General features: G+C 68.3%; 14 protein-coding genes. 2 read left to right on the top strand and 12 right to left on the bottom strand.

The window, feature by feature from the left end; translation table 11 throughout:
• Window positions 1–73 precede the first annotated feature (73 nt).
• Window positions 74–1,318: a putative DNA modification/repair radical SAM protein gene (locus ASG62_RS00880; RefSeq protein WP_056694652.1), complete on the top strand. Its 1,245-nt coding sequence runs from the start codon at window positions 74–76 to the stop codon at window positions 1,316–1,318.
• A gap of 53 nt (window positions 1,319–1,371) precedes the next feature.
• Here ASG62_RS00880 and aqpZ read toward each other — a convergent pair whose 3' ends face one another.
• A complete protein-coding gene (gene aqpZ, locus ASG62_RS00875) occupies window positions 1,372–2,100 on the bottom strand; it encodes an aquaporin Z (protein WP_056694653.1) in 729 nt (242 codons plus the stop codon).
• A gap of 415 nt (window positions 2,101–2,515) precedes the next feature.
• Here aqpZ and ASG62_RS00870 point away from each other — a divergent pair, with 415 nt between their 5' ends.
• Window positions 2,516–3,982, top strand: coding sequence for a UdgX family uracil-DNA binding protein (locus ASG62_RS00870; RefSeq protein ID WP_056694654.1), 1,467 nt, complete (start codon window positions 2,516–2,518; stop codon window positions 3,980–3,982).
• A gap of 3 nt (window positions 3,983–3,985) precedes the next feature.
• On the opposite strand, the gene ASG62_RS00865 is transcribed toward ASG62_RS00870, so the two are convergent.
• The 11 genes from ASG62_RS00865 to ASG62_RS00815 all read right to left on the bottom strand — a co-directional run bounded on the left by ASG62_RS00865 (window position 3,986) and on the right by ASG62_RS00815 (window position 18,889).
• Window positions 3,986–5,242: a DUF2254 domain-containing protein gene (locus tag ASG62_RS00865; RefSeq protein WP_056694656.1), complete on the bottom strand. Its 1,257-nt coding sequence runs from the start codon at window positions 5,240–5,242 to the stop codon at window positions 3,986–3,988.
• Window positions 5,243–5,404: 162 nt separating this feature from the next.
• On the bottom strand, window positions 5,405–6,037 hold the full coding sequence (locus ASG62_RS00860) for a LysE family translocator (RefSeq protein WP_056695006.1): 633 nt from the start codon (window positions 6,035–6,037) through the stop codon (window positions 5,405–5,407).
• 122 nt (window positions 6,038–6,159) lie between these two features.
• Entirely contained in the window at window positions 6,160–7,626 is a 1,467-nt protein-coding gene (gene cysG / locus ASG62_RS00855) for a siroheme synthase CysG (RefSeq protein WP_056694658.1), read from the bottom strand.
• 31 nt (window positions 7,627–7,657) lie between these two features.
• Window positions 7,658–10,333: a nitrate reductase gene (locus tag ASG62_RS00850; protein ID WP_056694659.1), complete on the bottom strand. Its 2,676-nt coding sequence runs from the start codon at window positions 10,331–10,333 to the stop codon at window positions 7,658–7,660.
• Window position 10,334: 1 nt separating this feature from the next.
• Window positions 10,335–10,685, bottom strand: coding sequence for a nitrite reductase small subunit NirD (gene nirD, locus ASG62_RS00845; protein ID WP_056694662.1), 351 nt, complete (start codon window positions 10,683–10,685; stop codon window positions 10,335–10,337).
• Window positions 10,686–10,687: 2 nt separating this feature from the next.
• A complete protein-coding gene (nirB, locus tag ASG62_RS00840) occupies window positions 10,688–13,144 on the bottom strand; it encodes a nitrite reductase large subunit NirB (RefSeq protein ID WP_056694664.1) in 2,457 nt (818 codons plus the stop codon).
• 188 nt (window positions 13,145–13,332) lie between these two features.
• A complete protein-coding gene (locus ASG62_RS00835) occupies window positions 13,333–14,139 on the bottom strand; it encodes an ABC transporter ATP-binding protein (protein ID WP_056694666.1) in 807 nt (268 codons plus the stop codon).
• A gap of 35 nt (window positions 14,140–14,174) precedes the next feature.
• Window positions 14,175–15,086 carry a nitrate ABC transporter permease gene (ntrB, locus tag ASG62_RS00830; RefSeq protein WP_082537197.1) on the bottom strand — a complete coding sequence of 304 codons (912 nt, stop codon included), beginning with the start codon at window positions 15,084–15,086 and terminating at the stop codon, window positions 14,175–14,177.
• Window positions 15,087–15,155: 69 nt separating this feature from the next.
• Window positions 15,156–16,454, bottom strand: a complete 1,299-nt coding sequence (locus tag ASG62_RS00825) for a CmpA/NrtA family ABC transporter substrate-binding protein (protein ID WP_056694668.1) — start codon at window positions 16,452–16,454, stop codon at window positions 15,156–15,158.
• A gap of 615 nt (window positions 16,455–17,069) precedes the next feature.
• The gene (locus ASG62_RS00820; protein ID WP_082537198.1) at window positions 17,070–18,290 is read right to left on the bottom strand and encodes a CmpA/NrtA family ABC transporter substrate-binding protein; all 1,221 of its coding nucleotides are present in this window, start codon (window positions 18,288–18,290) and stop codon (window positions 17,070–17,072) included.
• The gene (locus tag ASG62_RS00815) at window positions 18,287–18,889 is read right to left on the bottom strand and encodes an ANTAR domain-containing response regulator (protein ID WP_056694675.1); all 603 of its coding nucleotides are present in this window, start codon (window positions 18,887–18,889) and stop codon (window positions 18,287–18,289) included. The genes ASG62_RS00820 and ASG62_RS00815 overlap by 4 nt, the downstream gene beginning before the upstream one ends.
• Window positions 18,890–18,946 lie beyond the last annotated feature (57 nt).

The raw sequence follows: 18,946 nt of genomic DNA, 5'->3' as shown, positions 1-18,946 counted from the left end.
TCCGCGGCGCCTTTCCACATCCCCGGCGCCCTGGAGGGTGGGCGGAACGGAGGGCGAACGCTATATCCTGCCCATGGCCAAGATGACGCTTATGGACAAGCTCGCGATCCTCAGCGACGCGGCGAAATACGATGCGTCCTGCGCGTCGAGCGGAACGGTGCGGCGGTCGTCGGAGAAGACCAAGGGCATCGGATCGACGGAGGGTTCGGGCATCTGCCACGCCTATGCGCCGGACGGGCGGTGCATCTCGCTCCTGAAGATCCTGATGACGAACTTCTGCATCTACGACTGCATCTACTGCGTGAACCGCTCCTCCTCGAACGTCGCGCGGGCCCGCTTCACGCCGGCGGAGGTCGTGAAGCTGACGATGGAGTTCTACAAGCGCAACTATATCGAGGGGCTCTTCCTTTCCTCCGGCATCATCCAGAACTCCGATCACACGATGGAGCAGATGGTGGAAATCGCGCGCAAGCTGCGCATGGAGGAGAACTTTTCCGGCTATATCCACCTGAAGACGATCCCCGACGCCTCGCCCGCCCTCATCGAATCGGCCGGCCTCTTCGCGGACCGCCTGTCGATCAACATCGAGCTGCCCACCGACATCTCGCTGACCTCGCTCGCGCCCGAGAAGGACCCGCGCGACATCCGGCGCTCGATGGGGCACCTGCGCGCCAAGATCGAGGAGCACAAGGGCGAGGCGAAGGATCGCGCCAAGCCGAAACGCTTCTCGCCCGCGGGGCAATCGACGCAGATGATCATCGGCGCGGATGCCTCCGACGACGACGCGATTCTCGGCCGTTCGGAGAATCTCTACGGGAATTATCAGCTGAAGCGGGTCTACTATTCCGCCTTCTCGCCGATCCCGGACGCCTCCTCGCGCCTGCCGCTGCAGAAGCCGCCGATGATGCGCGAGCACCGGCTCTATCAGGCGGACTGGCTGATGCGCTTCTACGGTTTCGATCGCGGCGAGATCGTTTCCGGGGGCGAGGACGGGATGCTGGACCTTTCCATCGATCCGAAGCTCGCCTGGGCGCTGAAGCACCGCGAGCGCTTCCCCGTCGACGTCAACAAGGCGGATCAGGAGATGCTGCTGCGCGTGCCCGGCCTCGGCACCAAGGCGGTGAAGCGCATCCTCTCGACGCGCCGCCATCGCACGCTGCGGCTCGACGACGTCGCCAAGCTCTGCCAGTCCATCGCCAAGGTGCGCCCGTTCCTGACCGCGCTCGACTGGACGCCGGGCGGGCTGACCGACAAGGCCGACCTGAAGCTCGACTTCATGCCGAGGCCGAAGCCGGCGCAGCAACTCAGCCTTTTCTAGAATGCGGCGGCCGTTTCCAGCCGCCGCATCGTGGTCCGTCGGACCGTCGCGGTTTACGGCGCCTTGGTGTCGTCGCCGCCGATGCCGCGCGGGGACTCGCCGGGCGAGAGGACGTAGCGCCAGATGAGGGCGCCGACGACGGCGCCGGCGAGCGGCGCGACCCAGAAGAGCCAGAGCTGGCCGAGCGCGCCGTTTTCGGCGAAGACCGCGACCGCCAGCGAGCGGGCGGGGTTCACGGACGTGTTCGTGACCGGGATCGAGATGAGGTGGATGAGCGTCAGGCCGAGGCCGATGGCGATCGGCGCGAAGCCGGCGGGCGCCGCCTTGGCGGTCGAGCCGAGGATGATGACGAGAAAGCCCGCCGTCAGCACGAATTCGGCGATGAAAGCTGCGCCGAGGCTGTAGCCGCCCGGCGAGTTCAGGCCGTAGCCGTTGGAGGCGAAGCCGCCGGCCACGAAGTCGGGCTTGCCGGAGGCGATGGCGTAGAGAACGGCGGCGCCGAGAAGGCCGCCGAGAACCTGCGCGATCCAGTAGGGAACGAGTTCGCTCAGCGGAAAGCGACCGGAGGCGGCAAGGCCGAGCGAGACGGCCGGGTTGAAATGCCCGCCGGAAATGCCGCCGACGGCATAGGCCATGGTAAGCACGGTGAGGCCGAAGGCCAGCGCGACGCCCGCGAGGGCGATGCCGAGTTCGGGAAAGCCGGCGGCGAGCACGGCGCTGCCGCATCCCCCGAAGACCAGCCAGAACGTGCCGAAAGCCTCGGCGGCGAGTTTCCTGATCATGTGCAACCCCCATTGCAGCGGCGAACCCGACGATTCCCCTGCGGCAAGTCGTGCGGCGCAACGTCGCGGAAGGCAAGTCGTTCTGGCCGGATTTACGGGGGAAGACTTCTTTGCATTCAAGGAAAGTCCCTCGAAAGCTCGCGCTCCCTTTGGTCATTTCAAATGACGATATTGGGCGATGTGGATTGGACGACGTGCCGATGCGCCCGATACGAGTGCCCGTCGTTCCGCTCCCGGCTTCGACCCTTGTCGCGTCTCTCGCACCGTCCCGCCGACCTCGCCCGCGGCGCTGCGATCAGCCGGGCGTCGTCTCGTCGCATCCCGCCCCCGTCGATCGATGCGACGCCGTCGCCGGTTGCGGGCGGACATCCGTGTTCCATGTGACGGAAACCCGTCATCCGCATCGGAATGCGCCATGTATGTCGCCCGCCTCGCCCATCCCGCCGACTTCGATGGCTGGCGCGAGGCGGCGCGGACGGCGGTGGAGCTCGGCATTCCTCCGGAGGAGATGAGCTTCGCGGTGGGCGAGGAGGTGGCCAATCTCTTCGCCGAGCCGCTGCCCGATCGCGCGCCGGAGCCGGAGCGTCGCGTGACGGTGGCTAAGGCCTTTCCCGAGCTGGCGGGCCGCGTCGTCTGTCATTCCGATCCCGAGCGCTTCGTCCTGGCCTATCGCCTTCTCTGGCGGCTCCAGACGGAGAAGGGGCTTCTGGAGGTCGCCTCCGACGGCGACGTGATCGCGGCCGTCGAAATGGACAAGGCGGTCCGGCGCGACAGCCACAAGATGAAGGCCTTCGTCCGGTTTCGCGAGATCGAGACAGAGGACGGCACGCGTCACTACATCGCCTGGTTCGAGCCGACCCATCACATCGTGGAGCGCACCGCGCCCTTCTTCGTCCGGCGCTTCACCGGCATGGTCTGGTCGATCCTGACGCCGAAGCGTTCGGCCCATTGGGACGGGGCGGAGCTGACCTTCGGGCCGCCGGCCTCGGTCGAGGACCGGCCGAAGGACGACGACATGGAGGCGCTCTGGCTGACCTACTATGCCTCGATCTTCAATCCCGCGCGCCTGAAGGTGAAGGCGATGCAGGCGGAGATGCCGAAGAAATACTGGCACAACCTGCCCGAGGCCCAGCTGATCGAGCCGCTGATCCGGGGCGCGGAAGCGGCATCGCGGCGCATGCTGGAAACCGCGCCGACCCTGCCGAGTTTCCGCCACATGAAACAGGCGGAGCGGGACGAGATGGCACGGGTCGCAGCGCAGCCCCGGACGGGCAACCAGCCGACGACGATCGAGGAGGCCCGCGAGGAGGCGAGGGGGTGCAAGGCCTGCCCGCTCTGGGAGCCGGCGACGCAGACCGTCTTCGGCAAGGGGCCGGACGACGCGCCCGTCTTCTTCGTCGGCGAGCAGCCAGGCGACCAGGAGGATCTGGCGGGCGAGCCCTTCATCGGCCCGGCCGGCCGCGTCTTCGACCAGGCGCTGGCGACGGCCGGCATCGACCGTGCGCAGGCCTACGTCACCAATGCCGTGAAGCACTTCAAGTTCACGCCGCGCGGCAAGCGGCGCATCCACCAGAAGCCCAATGTCGGCGAGGTGCGCGCCTGCCGCTTCTGGCTGGAGATCGAGCGCGACATCGTGAAGCCGAAGCTCATCGTCGCGCTCGGCGCGACGGCGGCCGCCTCCGTTCTCGGCAAGAGCGTCACCATCCGCGACACGCGCTCGCGCCTGATCGATCTCGACGAGGCAACCAAGCTCCTCGTCACCGTCCACCCCGCCTATATCCTGCGCCTGCCCGACCCGGAGGCCCAGGCGCGCGAGACCGAAGCCTTCGCCGCCGATATGGGCCTCGTGCGCCGCACCGTGCCGGAAATCGCGCTGAGGTAGTTCCTACTTCGCGACCTCGGCGGCGAGTGCGCGCAGGATGGCCTTGTCCTCGTCGAGCACGAGTTCGGCCTCCGCCCGCGCGAGCGCGAGGCGCGAGTGGCGGCGGGCCTCGGCGGCGAAGTCCTCGCGGCCGAGCCGTGTCAGCGTCAGGAAGACCTTCTGGAGGCGGATACCGAGTTCGAGAAGGCCGGCGCCGTCCCGCGCGAGGGGCCCGAAGAAGTCCTCGAAGAGATCGGCGACGGCGATCGGCGGCACGTGGATGCGCGGATGGGCGATCTCGACGTCGCCCTCGGGCGGCTCCGCCCAGATGGCGAGGACGCGCAGCGCGCGGCCGGCGACGTCGAGCGCGGTGCCGGGATCGTTGATGCTTTTCGACAGCGCGCGGCTGCCGATCTCCGTCAGCACCGACGCGCCGAAGCGCGGGTCCTGATCGTAAGACCGGACGTCGCCGATGGTGAAGCCTTCAAGGATCTTGGCTGCGATATTCTCGTCCTGCAGCCCCGAACAGGCCGCGATCGGGCGCGTCGGATCGACGAAGCTGCCGGGAATGGCGACGAGGTAGATCTCGCCGCCGCCGGCCTCGGCGAGCGCCGAAAGCGCGGCGACGTCGACATGCTGGATGTGGCCGAAGCTCTTGGTGAAGACGGTGAGCGCGTGTTTCGGGATGGTCGTCTCGGGATCAATCAGCGCCCGCCCGCCGAGATAGGGGCTGTCGCGGCGCCGGCGCATGGCGTCGCCGGCGACCTTCTCCACGCGCTGCGTCGTCTCCGTCACGCGGCCGAGATGCGACAGATGGTCGATCCAGCGCAGCAGCGTGACCACGATGAAGATGATGACGAGGATCGTGACCGCGAAGAGCACCACCCGCCCGCGCTCGCCATAGGCGCCCGTCGAGAGGACGATGATCCCGACGAGGCTGAAGAGGAAGGAGCCGATGAAGGTGGAGAGGACGGTCTGGGTGGTGGGGTCCTCCATGATCAGCTTGGTCGCGCGGGGCGTGACGTTGCTCGTCGCGGCCGAATAGGCGGCGACCATGGTGGAGAGCGAGAAGGTCGTCACCGTCAGCATCGAGGAGGCGATAATGCCGAGAATGTTGTCGACCGCATCCGAGCCGATCTGCGCGGGGATGTCGGCCGGGATGAAGGGCGCGAGCCAGATGCCGAGAAAGGCCGTGACGATGGCGAGCAGCGAGAAGAGGCTGGCGCGGAACCAGATGCGGCGCGTGATCTGGCCGAGCCGCCAGAGCCAGCGGGCGGTCATGGGCGTGCGCCCTGAGTGGGGCGCAGCCGGGCGTTCGCTACTTGACGACGAGCGGTTTCGGCAATCGGGGGCTGCATGCGGGGCTCCGCTCGGATCAGCGGAGCCGGCCGGTTCCGCCGGCCCTATTATGGAGCGCCGCGCCGGTCCGGCGAGCCGGGTCTTTCAGCTCGCGCGCAGCACCATCTGGACGCCGAGACCCATGAGGAGAAGGCCGCCGACCTGTCGGCAGCGCGCCTCCAGATGCGACGAGCGCTTCAGCTGTTCCAGCACCGTCGAGGCGAGCAGAACATAGGTCACGTCCGCGAGGGTGAAGACGAAGCCGACGGCGGTTCCGAGCATCGCGAGCTGGGCCCAATGCGGAACCGCAGAGCCGGCATTCACCAGTTGCGGCAGGAAGGCCAGGAAGAAGAGGGCCGTCGTCGGGTTGAGGATCTCGACGAAGACGCTTTCGACGAAGGCCCGGCTGCCCGAGCGCGGGGCAGCGGCGCGGGACGTCTTGTCGGCGCCGATCGTCGAGCGCATCATCGAGATGCCGATCCAGACGACATAGGCGGCCCCGGCGAGCTTCACGCCGACATAGAGCGCCGGCATCGCCCGAAAGAGCGCGGAAAGCCCGGCAGAGGTCGACGCGATGTGCACGTAGGTGCCGAGATGAATGCCGAGGGCGGCGAGAAGGCCGGCTCGGCGCCCGCTCGCAACCGTGCGGGCCATCGCGTAGAGGACGGCCGGTCCCGGCACGAAGGCCATGATCGCCGTCGTCAGGACGAAGGCGAACAGAACGTCGAACGAAACCATGCGTTCGATCTCCGGCACTGGCGATGACCCCCCGCCATCCGCGCCGGACTATCATAAAGACTTACCTTACGTCACGTCGTGTTTTCCCTTTCCGATGTCGGCCTTTTCGCCGGACGATCGGCTCACCCGACCCGGGCCTTGAGCCGCGAAACGGCTGTCGGCGCCACATCGCGTTTGGGCTCGAAGCCTTCCAGCGCCTCCGGCTCGCAATCGGCGAAGACACGGCCGACGCCGATGAGGATGGGACGGTCGACGCCGATCCGCGCGACGATCTCGCCGAGGGTGGCCAGCGTGCCGATGGCGCGCGTCTCGTCCTCGCGGCTGATCGAGGCGGCGACCGCGACCGGGGTTTCCGGCGACAGGCCGTGCTCGATGAGCTTGGCCGAGATGCGCGGCGCCATGCGGCCGCCCATGTAGAAGATCGACGTCGCGCGGTCGTCGGCGAGCGTTGCCCAGTTCATGTCGTCGGGCAGGTCGCCCTTCTTGGAATGGCCGGTGACGAAACGGACCTGCTGGGCGCAGTCGCGATGCGTCAGCGAGACGCCGAAGCCGGCCGCGAGCGCGGAGGCCGCCGTGATGCCGGGCACGATCCTGACCGGGATGCCCTCGCGGCGCAGTTCCGCGATCTCCTCGCCGGAGCGGCCGAAGACGGAGACGTCGCCCGATTTCAGGCGCACGACATGCTTTCCGGCCTTGGCGAACTGCACCATCATCCGGTTGATGTCCTCCTGCTTGCAGGAGTCGCGCGAGGCGCGCTTGCCCACCAGCATGCGCTTGGCCTCGCGGCGGGCGAGTTCCAGAATGTCGTCGGAGACGAGATCGTCGAAGAGGATGACGTCCGCCGCCTGGAGCGCGCGAACGGCCTTCAGCGTCAGAAGCTCCGCCTCGCCGGGGCCGGCACCGACCAGCGTGACGCGCCCGCCCGCGAGCGGACGGCTCGCGAGATCGGCGACGAAGCGCCTCGCATCGGCTTCCGCCGCTTCGTCCGGGGCCTTGCGGGTGAAGGCCTCGTCGGAGAAGCGCTCCCAGAAGGCGCGGCGAAGCGGGCCGGCGTCGAGCCGGTCCATGACCTCGGCGCGGACCTTGGCGGCGAGCTTGGCCCAGCCGGTGAGCGTTGCGGGCAGCAGCGTCTCGATGCGCCGGCGGATCGCCTGTCCGAGGATCGGCGCCGCGCCGTCCGTCGAGATGCCGACGACCACGGGCGAGCGATTGACGATCGTGCCGAAGCGGAACTGACAGAAGGCGGGCTTGTCGATGACGTTGACCGGCACGCCCGCCGCGCGCGCGGCGCAGAAGAAGGCCTTGGCCATCGCGTCCGTCTCGCAATCGGCGACGGCGAGCGCGGCGCCTTCGAAGATGTCGAGCGCCCAGGGCCGGTCGTGATGGCGGATCGCGCCGTCGGCAAAGGCGAGGCCGAGGACGGTGCGCATCTCCTCGCCGATGCCATCCGTCGGCTCGTAGAGATCGACCTGCGCGCCGGCCGCCGCCATCAGCTCGGCCTTCCAGGCCGCGCCGTCGCCGCCGCCGGACATGACGACGCGCTTGCCCTTCAGGTCGAAGAAGACGGGCAGGACGCTGAGATCGCCCATGCGCTGCGGGCGCGGGGCGGGCGCGGCTTCGTCAGACAGGTTCTGGGACGACAGGCTTGGCATCGATCAATCCCTGGATCTCGCTCCTGCAGGAGCCACAATTCGTGCCGGCCTTCAAGTGGCGCCCGACATCGCCGACGCTGGCGCAGTCCGGCCCCGCCAGAGCCCTGCGAATATCGTCGGCTCCGACGCCGAAGCAGGAGCAGACGAGCGCGCCGGGGTCCGGCCTGTCCGCGCCGGTTCGCCCGGCCAGGATCTTGAAGCGCTTGGCCGATTCCGGCGGGGCGCCGGTCAGGCAGGAGACGGCATAGGCACGGGACACGGCGACCGGCCCGCCGGACATCCAGAGCGCGCCGAGAAACCGGCCGTCCGCGAAGGCGGCGCAGCGGCGATGGCCGGTTCCGTCGATATAGGACAGGATCTCGGCGGTTTCGGCAAGGCACAGCACCTGCCGCGCGAAGGCGTCGGGATCGGCCGGCGCGGCAAGCCCCGCCAGTTCCACCCGCCAGCCGCCGGGCGCGCGGGCGAGGGCAAAGTAATCGGCGCCCGCCGGGTCCGGCCGTTCGGTCGAGACGGCGAAGCCGTGCCAGGTGGCGGCGAGCTTTTCCACCGAAACCGCAAGGGCCTTCGAGGCGGGCTGGCCGGAGACGGGATCGACGCGCGGGGGAACGAGCGCGTTAATGCGAGCCTTCGACGCGAATTCGCCGGTCCAGTGCATGGGGGCAAAGAGCGTGCCGCGCGGGGCGCGGGGCGTGACCAGCGCGCGCAGGATCGCGCTGCCGTGCTCGCTGGCGACCTCGACGAGGTCGGCCTCCGCGATGCCCTTCGCGCTGGCATCCTCCAGGTGAATTTCGCAGAAAGGCTCGGGCATGTGCGCGGAGAGGCGGGGCGAGCGACCGGTGCGCGTCATCGTGTGCCACTGGTCGCGGATGCGCCCGGTGTTGAGGAGGAAGGGGCGCTCCGGCGTCGTCAGATCGATGCGGCGGTCGGTGACGGGCAGAAGCTTCGCCCGGCGGTCCGGCGTGAAGAAGCCGCCGTCCGCGAAGAAGCGCTCCGCGCCGGAACCGTTGCGCCGGAGCGGCCAGCGAACGGGCGCCAGCGCCTCGTAGGCGGGATCGCCGAGATCGGCGAGGCCGCCGATGTCGAAGTCGCGCGTGCCCTCGTTTGCCGTCCCCGAAAGGGCGGCGTGCTCGCGGAAGATCGCGGCGGCGTTCGGATAGTCGAAGGCCTCGGCATGACCGAGGCGCTTGCCGATCTCGGCGAGGGCCCACCAGTCCGGCCGGGCTTCGCCGGGCGCGGGAAGAAAGGCGCGTTGGCGCGAGATGCGGCGCTCGGAATTGGTGACGGTGCCGTCCTTCTCGCCCCAGCCCGTCGCCGGCAGCGCGACATCGGCGAAGGCCATCGTGTCGGTGTCCTCGACGATGTCGGACACCACCACGAAGGGGCAGGCGGCTAGCGCCGCCTTGACGCGGTCGGCGTCGGGCAGACTGTCGACGGGGTTCGTGCCGATGATCCAGAGCGCCCGGATGCGCCCGTCGAGAACGGCCTCGAAGAGATCGACGGCTTTGAGGCCCGCTTCCTCCGCGATCGTCGGGGCCTTCCAGAACCCTTGCACGATCGCGCGATGGGCGGGATCGGAGATCTCCATATGGGCGGCGAGCTGGTTGGCGAGCCCGCCGACCTCGCGCCCGCCCATGGCATTGGGCTGTCCGGTGACGGAGAAGGGCCCCATGCCGGGCCGGCCGATGCGCCCCGTCGCGAGGTGGCAGTTCAGGATGGCGTTGACCTTGTCCGTGCCGGTCGCGGACTGGTTGACGCCCTGGCTGTAGACGGTGACGGTCTTCGTCGTCAGGGCGAAGAGGCGAAGGAAGGTTTCCAGCCGGTCGGTGTCGAGGCCGGTCGCCTTGGCGAGCAGGCCGAGATGGGCATAGGGGCGCGCGGCGGCGAGCGCGGCGTCGAGGCCGGTCGTGTGCGCGCCGGCATAGGCGTCGTCGATCGCGCCCTCGCTTTCCAGATGCGCGAGCACGCCGAGAAAGAGCGCGACGTCACCGTCGCCCCGGATGGGAAGATGAAGGTCGCTCTGCGCGGAGGTCGCGGTCTCGCGGGGGTCGATCGTGACGATCGTCATCTCGGGCCGCAGCGCCTTGGCGGCCAGGATGCGCTGGAAGAGGACGGGATGGCACCAGGCGAGATTGGAGCCGACGAGGATGAGGAGATCGGCTTCCTCGAGGTCATCGTAGGTGCCAGGCACGGTGTCCGAGCCGAAGGCGCGCTTGTGGCCGGCGACGGAGGAGGCCATGCAGAGGCGCGAATTGGTGTCGATGTTCGCGGAGCCGACGAAGCCCTTCATCAGCTTGTTGGCGACGTAATAGTCCTCCGTCAGCATCTGACCGGAGACGTAGAGCGCGACCGAATCCGGCCCGTAGCCGTCGATCGCGGCCCGAAAGCGCGTGGCGACGAGGTCGAGAGCCTCGTCCCATGAGGCCTTCCGGCCGCCGATCGCGGGATGGAGAAGCCGGCGGTCCGGGATCAGCGTCTCGGCCAGCGCCGAGCCCTTGGAGCAGAGGCGGCCGAAATTGGCGGGATGCTGCGTGTCGCCCGCGATGCCGACCGTGCCGTCGGGCATGGGCGTTGCCACGACGCCGCAGCCGACGCCGCAATAGGGGCATGTCGTCTTCGTGCCCGAGGGGACGCCGGCCGCTTCCATCCTATTCCGCCGCCATGGCCAGGGCAGGCTCGGGCAGGACGAGCAGCTCGATCGCGCCGCTCGTTTTGTCCACCCGCACGGGGAAGGTGCGCACGCGCCCTTCGTCCGGCCCCTGGACGAGGCCGGTGTCGAGCGCGATGACCTGGCTGTGCAGCGGGCAGGTGACGGCGCCGCCATGGACGATGCCCTGGCTGAGCGGGCCGCCCTTGTGGGGGCAGCGATCCTCGGTGGCGAAGATCTCGTCCTCCATCGTGCGGAAGACGGCGATGCGGCCGAGCGGCGAGTTCACGCAGCGCGCGCCGCGCCGGGGAATGTCGGCGACGTTGCCGATGAGGGTCCAGTTCGTGTCCATGCTCACTCCGCGGCCTCCCGGAAGGGGGCGATCTCGGCCATCGGCGCGAACTCGTGCGCGGCGACGGCGCCCGTGGCGCGCTCGGCCCAAGGGTCCTTCTGGCTGAACTTCTGCGAATGGACGAAGCGCTCGAAGTAGTGGGCGCGCTTTTCCAGGTCCTCCACGACGGCGGCCTTGATCGAGGCCATGCCGACACGCTTCAGCCACTTGTACATGCGCTCGAGATAGTGGCCCTGCTCGCGATAGAGCTGCGTCAACGCCACGATGATCTCCAGCGCCTCGTCCTCGGTCTTGGCGTGGCAGAGAATCTCGGTGCCCTTGATGTCGAGGCCGGCGGCGCCCGCGAAGTGGATCTCGTAGCCGCTATCGACGCAGATCACGCCGACATCCTTGCAGGTGGCCTCCGCGCAGTTGCGGGGGCAGCCGGAGACGGCCATCTTCAGCTTGGCGGGGGTCCAGGAGCCCCACATGAACTTCTCGATGCGGATGCCGAGGCCGGTGGAATCCTGGGTGCCGAAGCGGCACCAGTCCGTGCCGACGCAGGTCTTCACCGTGCGAAGGCCCTTGGCATAGGCGGCGCCCGAGACCATGCCGGCCGCGTTCAGATCGCCCCAGACGGCGGGAAGGTCCTCCTTCTTCACGCCGAGAAGATCGATGCGCTGGCCTCCCGTGCACTTGACGGTCGGGATGGCGAACTTGTCCACGACGTCGGCGATGGCGCGCAGCTCGGCCGAGGAGGTGACGCCGCCCCACATGCGCGGCACGACCGAATAGGTGCCGTCCTTCTGGATGTTGGCGTGGACGCGCTCGTTGATGAAGCGCGACTGCTTGTCGTCGACATATTCGCCCGGCCAGTCCGCCAGGAGATAGTAGTTGAGCGCCGGCCGGCACTTGGCGCAGCCGCAAGAGGTCTTCCACTGAAGCTCCTGCATGACGGCGGGAATGCTCTTCAGCTCTTTGGCGACGATCAGGCGGCGGACGTCGCCATGGGACAGGTCGGTGCAGGTGCACATCGGCTTGACGGCGTTCGGGTTGAACGCGTCGCCGAGCGTCAGGCTCATCAGCTGCTCGACAAGCCCGGTGCAGGTGCCGCAGGAGGAGGAGGCCTTGGTGTGCGAGCGCACCTCGTCGAGCGTGGTCAGGCCCTTGGCCGTGATGGTCGAGGTGATCTTGCCCTTGCAGACGCCGTTGCAGCCACAGATCTCGGCGTCATCGCCCAAGGCTGCAACGGCCGCCATAGGGTCCAGCGGAGACCCTCCCTGGTAGCTCTGGCCGAAGATCAGCGTATCGCGCATCTCGGCGATGTCCGATCCCTTCTTCATGAGATCGCCGAACCAGCCGCCATCGGCCGTCTCGCCGTAGAGAACCGCGCCGAGGATCTTGTTGTCCTGGATGACGAGGCGCTTGTAGATGCCCGCCGTCGCGTCGCGCAGCACGATCTCCTCGCGATCCGGCGCATCGGCGAAGTCGCCGACGGAGTAGAGGTCGATGCCCGTCACCTTCAGCTTGGTCGACGTGTCGGAATGGCGGAAGCCCTGGCCCGGCTCCCCGGCGAGGTGGCGCGCGGCGACCTCGGCCATCTGATAGAGCGGCGCGACGAGGCCGTAGACGCGCCCGTCCACCTCCACGCACTCGCCGAGCGACAGGACGGAAGGGTCCGACGTCACCATGTGCTCGTCGACATGGATGCCGCGTCCGACCGCAAGGCCGGCCTCCTTGGCGAGGGCCGAGGAGGGGCGGATGCCGACGGCCATGACCACCAGCGAGGCCGGGATCACGCGGCCGTCGGCGAGCTCGACGCCTTCGACGCGCTCCGTGCCGAGGATCGCCTTGGTGTTGGCCGATGTCACGACCTCGATGCCGCGCTTCTCCAGAGCCTTCTGGAGGAGGTAGCCGGCGGCCGGATCGAGCTGGCGCTCCATCAGCGAGGGCATGAGGTGGAGGACGGTGACGTCGAGCCCCTGCGCCCGAAGGCCGGCAGCCGCTTCCAGGCCGAGCAGGCCGCCACCGATGACCACGGCTTTCGCCCGCGCCTGGGCGGCGAGGATCATGGCCTCGACATCGTCGAGATCGCGATAGGAAAGGACGCCGGGCAGGTCCTTGCCGGGGACCGGCGGGATGAAGGGCGAGGAGCCGGTGGCGATGACGAGGCGGTCGTAGGACTCCGTGACGCCGTGGTTCGACGTGACCGTCTTCGCCTCGCGGTCGATGGCGACGATCTTGTGGCCCTTGTAGAGCGTGACGCCGTGCTGGACGTACCAGCCGTCGCCATGGATCACGATGTCCTCGAAGCTCTTCTCGCCCGACAGGACCGGGGAGAGCATGATGCGATCGTAATTGACGCGCGGCTCGGCGTTGAAGATCGTCACCTCGTAGGCGCCGGGGGCCTTCTCGAAGAGGTGCTCCAGCATCCGGCCGGGGGCCATGCCGTTGCCGATGACGACGAGTTTTTCGGGCATGTCGGGTCCTTCTCGCCAAAGTTCGGTTCAGCGGATACGTCGAGAGGAAGGGCGCCATTCTTCTCCCCGGCGGGGAGAAGGTGGACGCGAAGCGGCCGGATGAGGGGGGTGCGACGGAGGCGGCAGGCCGCCCCTCATCCCCCCTGTCGGAACCTCCCCCCCAAAGGGGAGAAGAAAGTTCGTTGCGGTCAGGCCGCTTCGACGAAGCGGTTGCGCTCGTAGAGGAATTTCAGAACCGACTGGCGGCAGCGCAGATAGGTCGGGTCGGTGGCCAGCTTGATGCGGTCGCGCGGGCGGGGGAGCGGCACGGAGAGGATCTCGCCGATGCCGGCCGAGGGGCCGTTGCTCAGCATCACGATGCGATCGGACAGAAGCACGGCCTCGTCCACGTCGTGGGTGATCATCATGACGGTCGTGCCGAGATTGGCCTGGATCTGCATGACCTGGTCCTGCAGATGGGCCCGGGTCAGGGCGTCGAGCGCGCCGAAGGGCTCGTCGAGGAGGAGGATCTTCGGCTCCATGGCGAGCGCCCGGGCGATGCCGACGCGCTGCTTCATGCCGCCGGAGATCTCGGAGGGGCGCTTGTCCTTGGCGTGGCCCATATGGACGAGCTCGAGATTCTGCATCGTCCAGTCGCGGCGCTCGGCGGCGCTCTTCTTGCCGCGGAAGACCTTGTCCACGGCGAGCGCGACGTTCTCGTAGACGGTGAGCCAGGGCAGGAGCGAGTGGTTCTGGAAGACCACGCCGCGATCGGGGCCGGGCTGGTCCACGACCTTGTCCTCCAGGAGGATGACGCCCATCGTCGCGTCGGTGAGGCCGGCGACGATGTTGAGGAGCGTAGACTTCCCGCAGCCGGAATGGCCGATGATCGAGATGTACTCGCCCTTGTCGACGGTGAGGTCGACGTCCTTCAGGACCTCGCTCGTCACGCCGCCGCGCGAATAGCGCTTGGTGACGCCTTCGATGGAAAGGAACGGCTTGTCTTGGCTGGTCATGGTCTCGTCTCCGGTCCGGCTGGATCTGTGGGGGATCAGGCGGACGTGCCGCGGGTGACGGCCTTGCCGATGGCGGCGACGATGCGGTCGAGGACGAACCCGACGATGCCGACATAGACGAGAGCCAGGATGATGTCCGAGATGAGCGAGGAGTTCCACGCGTCCCAGATGAAGAAGCCGATGCCGACGCCGCCGATCAGCATCTCGGCCGCGACGATGGCGAGCCAGGAAAGGCCGACGCCGATGCGAAGCCCGGTGAAGATGTAGGGGGCCGCGGCGGGGATCATGACCTTGAGGAAGAACTCCAGGCCGTTGAGGCGCAGGACCTTGGCGACGTTGCGATAGTCCTGCGGAATGTTGCGCACGCCGACCGCGGTGTTGATGATGATCGGCCAGACGGCGGTGATGAAGATGACGAAAATCGCGGAGGGCTGGCCGTCCTGGAAGGCGGCGAGCGAGAGCGGCAGCCAGGCCAGCGGCGGCACGGTCCGCAGGACCTGGAAGATCGGGTCGAGGCCCTTCATGGCGAGCTGCGACTGGCCGACGAGGACGCCGAGCGAGATGCCGACGACGACGGCGATGGAATAGCCCATGGCGACGCGCTGGAGGCTCGCCCAGATCTGCCAGCCGAGGCCGACATCGTTGCCGCCGTTCATGTAGAACGGGCTCGCGATCAGCTCCCATGTGTCGGTGACGACCTGGCTCGGCGGCGGCAGGGCGGAGCCGGCGCCCGAGCAGAGCACCTCCCAGAGCGCGAGCAGGACGACCAGCGTCACCAGCGGCGGCAGAAGGTTCTCGGCGAGATAGCGCCCGACCCGGCCGAGGCGCTCCGCCGCCGTCGGGCCCTGCCGCTTCAGGGGAACCACGGTCGCGGCGCCCTTTGGCAGCTGGACCACGCCGGCGGCGGATGTCTTGATCCCGATGGGGGACAGGATGGGCTGGGACATGATGCGTCTCCGGTGTCGGCCGATGCACGAAGGTCGAGGGCGCCCTCTGCGAGGAGGGCGCTTGTCGGGTCAGGCGATGCGGGAAATCGCGAGGCTGGCGAGATAGGCGCTCGGGTTCTCGGGATCGAAGACCTTGCCGTCGAAGAAGGTCTCGGGGCCGCGCGAGGTGGAGGCGGGGATCGCGGAGACGCCGAGCGCCTTGGCGGCCTCGCGCCAGAGATCCTCGCGGTTCACCTTGTCGACCATCGCCTTGACGTCGGTCGTCGCCTCGAACTTGCCCCAGCGCATGTCCTCTGTGAGGAACCAGGCGTCGTGGCTCTTGAAGGGATAGGAGGCGTCGGCCTGCCAGAACTTCATGAAATGCGGGGAGGCCTCGACGAGCTTGCCGTTGCCGTAGTCGATCGTGCCCTTCATGCGCGGGCCGATATCGGCGGGCTTGACGTTGAACCAGGCACGCTTGCCCAAGAGCTCGGCCAGCTCGTCCTTGTTGGCCATGTCGTCGGCCCACTGGGCGGCTTCCTGCACGGCCATGAGGAGCGCGACGGTCGCCTTCGGGTTCTTCTCCACCCAGTCCGCCCGCATGGCGAAGCTCTTCTCCGGATGCTTGTTCCAAAGCTCGCCGGTGGTGAGGGCGGTGTAGCCGATGCCCTGCTCGACGAGCTGCGCGTTCCACGGCTCGCCGACGCAGAAGGCGTCCATCGTGCCGACCTTCATGTTGGCGACCATCTGCGGGGGCGGGACGACGATGGTCTCGACGTCGCTGTCGGGATCGATGCCGCCGGCGGCGAGCCAGTAGCGGATCCAGAGATCGTGCGTGCCGCCGGGAAAGGTCATGGCGATCTTGGCGGGGCTGCCGGCCGCCTTCTTGGCGGCGAAGGCGTCCTTGAGGGCGCCGGAGTCGAGGCCGACCTTGAGGTCCGCATAGGCCTTGCCGAGCGAGATCGCCTGTCCGTCGAGGTTGAGCCGGGCGAGGATCGCCATGGGCAGCGGCTGGTTGTTCTGCGTCACCTTGCCGGCGGTCATGAGGTAGGGCATCGGCGTCAGGATGTGCGCGCCGTCGATGCCCGAGCCGTCGGAGCCGAGCACGAGATTGTCGCGCGTCGTGCCCCAGGAGGACTGCTTGACGACCTCCACGTCCGGCATGCCGTGCTTCTCGAAATAGCCCTTCTCCTTGGCGACGATCAGCGGCGCGGCATCGGTCAGCGCGATGAAGCCGAGGATCGCCTTGGTCGTCTCCGGGCCGGCGGATTGGGCGAAAGCCCCGGCGGGAAAGCTGGCGCCGATGGCCGAGAACAGCGCGGCCGTTCCGGCCACGGCGGTGGTGGACTGGAGGAAGCGGCGGCGGCTGATGCTGACGGTATCGGACATGGAAATCCTCGGATGGCGTCGGGAGCGGAAGCGGAAGGCGGGGGCGAAAAACAAAAAAACGCCGCGGTCTCTTCGGTTCGATCCCGCTGGCAGGGGGATCGTCAGGAAGGTCTCGCGACGTCGATGTCTCGGAGTGGCACCCGACTTGGGGTGCTCGGCGGCCCTGTCGTCCTTGACGGGCACGGTTCTATTGAGCGGCAATTGGAATGATTTGAAAAGTCCAAATGTACGGCAATGCAGCATGCCGAAATTTTGAGCATGAGGCGCTGAAACGCCTTGTGGCAAGGGGTTTCAGCGTGGTGCAGGCGTGTGACGCAGGAAGCATCGTCCTGCATGAATTTGTTGCATTGCGTGAGCCGCGTGCTGCGAAGGGGTTTTATTGCAGGGGGGGCGAAGGGTTTTCGGGTCCGTCGATGGTGCACGGTGCCGGGGTTGCCAAGGGTCGCCGAGAGGAGTCCGCGTCCTCACTGTCGGCGCTTTCGGGCTTCGTTCCGAGAGTCCGGGACGTGCCGCGTCCGACGTCGGAGATGCGTCCCTGGATTCTCGGGACGGGGCCCGAGAATGACGGTGGTGTTGGGTGATGGTGAGTGGCGGCGGCGAAGGCGAGCCCCCGCGTCAGTCCGGTCCGTTGCCGGCGCCCTCGCCGAGATGGCGGATGGGAAAGCCTTCGACATAGGCGCGCACATCCGCGGGGTCGAAGGGGCGGCCGTCGCTGATCGCGTCGCCCGCCGTCGTGCCCTCGATACGGGTGTCGCAGAGAGGCAGGTCCGCGATGCGGCCGGCGAAAACCTCGCGATAGAGATCGGGCCGGAAGGCGCCGAGCGCGGCGCGGGCGCCCTTCGCGTCGAGGGGCACCTGGCCCCAGCGCGCCATCTGCCCATAGACCCAGAGCGCCTGGCTTGACCAGGGTAGGTTCGCGGCATCCGCGTGGAAGGTGAGGTAGTCGGGGATGGCGCGGCGCGTGCCGTCCTGATCGACCGGCAGATGCCCCGACAAAAGCTCGCCGATCAGGGCCTCGGAGCCGCCGACATGTTCGGGACGGGCGAGGATGGCGGCCAGCTCCGGCCGGTTGGCCGGCACGTCGCACCAGCGGGCCGCCGCATCGAGCGCGAGGAGAAGGCGCGCGGCGGTGTCCGGGTTCGCGCTCCACCAGTCCGGCCGCATGCCGAGGACCTTTTCGGGCGATGAGGGCCAGACATCCGCCTTCACCGCCACGATGCGCCCGATCCCGGACTCGACCGCGAGGACGTTCCAGGGCGCGTTCACGCAGAATCCGTCGATCGCGCCGGCCTTCAGCGCGTCGGGCGCGAGCGGCGGCGGGACGACCGTCATCGTGACGTCGCGATCGGGATCGATGCCGGCCTCCGCCATCCAGAAGCGGAACTCGTAATTGTGGGAGGAGAAGGGGTAGGTCATGGCCAGGACCAAAGGCGGGCGTCCGGCGGCGCGGCGCGCGGCGACGACCTTGGCGAGCGCGCGCCCATGGGAGCGCGCCTCGTCGGCATAGGCGTCCCCCGCCGCCTCGCGCATCGCCTCGAAGAGGGGTGTCGCCAGCGTGATGGCATTGCCGCCGCGCCCGAGCGCGAAGGGCGCGATGACGGGATAGGGGTTGGAGCCGAGGCCGAGCTGCGAGGCGACCGCCATCGGCCCCAGAAGATGGGCGACGTCGAACTGGCGGAAGGCGAGACGGTCGCGGATGTTCGACCAGGAGACCTCGCGCACCAGCTCCAGCGCGACGCCCTCGCGCCGGTCGAAGCCGAGCGCCCGCGCCGCGATCGGCACGGCGGCGTCGATCAGCGGGATGAAGCCGAGGCGAACGACCGGATACCCGCTCATTTGCAGCCCTCTCCGCCGAGAAGCGAGGCCGCCGTGACGACGGAGCGGGCGATCTCGACGAGCTTCTTCTTCTCGTTCATCGCGGTCTGGCGCATGAGGCGATAGGCCTCCTCTTCCGAAAGCCCTCGCATCCGCATCATCAGCCCCTTGGCCTTCTCGATCACCTTGCGGTCGGCCAGCTCGGAACGCGCCTCGTCCAGCTCGTCGCGCAGCCGCGAGAAGGCGCCGAAGCGCAGGATCGCCATGTCGAGAATGGCCTTCACGCGCTCCTTCTTCAGCCCGTCCACCACATAGGCCGAGACGCCGGCGTCGATGGCCGCCTCCATGGAGGCGGCGTCCGAGCGGTCGACGAACATGGCGATGGGGCGGCGCACCGAGCGCGTGACCTGGAAGAACTGCTCCAGCCGGTCGCGGTTGGGATTTTCGAGATCGACGACGATCACGTCGGGCGCGAAGGCCTCGATCTCGCGCACCAGCCCCTGCATCTCGCGCACGACGTGAACCCGTTCGTGCCCGGCCTCGCGCAGGCCGTCCTCGATGATGGTCGCGCGAAGGCGGTTCTCGTCGACGATGAGGATGGCAAGGCCGGTCTGCGTCATGCGCTGGCGTGTCGCCTTCGTCGAACTGGGATGCTGCGCTGCCGAACAGGGTGGCAG

Origin of the sequence: Aureimonas sp. Leaf427 (genome assembly GCF_001425485.1) — a bacterium.
GTDB lineage: Bacteria > Pseudomonadota > Alphaproteobacteria > Rhizobiales > Rhizobiaceae > Plantimonas.
The sequence above is the reverse complement of the archived record's forward strand: the minus strand, read 5'-3'. Positions and strand labels throughout refer to the sequence as shown.